1 protein-coding gene is annotated in these 466 nt (G+C 71.7%); it reads left to right on the top strand.

The window, feature by feature from the left end; all coding sequences use genetic code 11:
* Positions 1-87 precede the first annotated feature (87 nt).
* Positions 88-466 (top strand): hypothetical protein (locus I6F37_RS39075; RefSeq protein WP_225154238.1); only part of this gene is annotated, 379 nt, incomplete at its 3' end.

The following is a 466-nucleotide window of genomic DNA, read 5'->3' as shown; positions in this document are numbered from 1 at the left end:
ATCGCCAGTAGCTCCCCCGAAGGGGTGGTCGAGCTCGGCGCCGGGCTCGGCTACTGGGGAAGGATCCTCAGCGACGGTGGAGTCCACGTGACCGCCTACGACATCGCACCTCCGCCGTCGGACCGGAACCGGTGGTACGCCGGCCGGGCCCCGTGGCACCCGGTCGCCGAGGGGGACATCGCCTCAGTCGAGGCCCACCCGAACCGGACGCTCCTTCTCGTGTGGCCGACCCGCAACGACACCTGGGCGGCGGAGGCGCTCGACCTCCACCATTGCAGCGGCGGCGGCGCCGTCGTCGTGGTCGGCGAGCCGCCCGGTGGGCGGACAGGCGACGACAGCTTCCACGCCATGCTCGGCCACCTCCCGCAGTGCCTGGCCTGCAGGTACCACTCCTCCGGCAGCGCATGCACATGCAACACCCCGCAGCTTTGGTCGCAGGTCGGCGAAGTCGAGATCCCCCGATGGC

Origin of the sequence: Bradyrhizobium sp. NBAIM08 (genome assembly GCF_020193935.1) — a bacterium.
In the GTDB taxonomy this organism is placed as follows: Bacteria; Pseudomonadota; Alphaproteobacteria; order Rhizobiales; family Xanthobacteraceae; genus Bradyrhizobium; species Bradyrhizobium yuanmingense.
The sequence above is the reverse complement of the archived record's forward strand: the minus strand, read 5'-3'. Positions and strand labels throughout refer to the sequence as shown.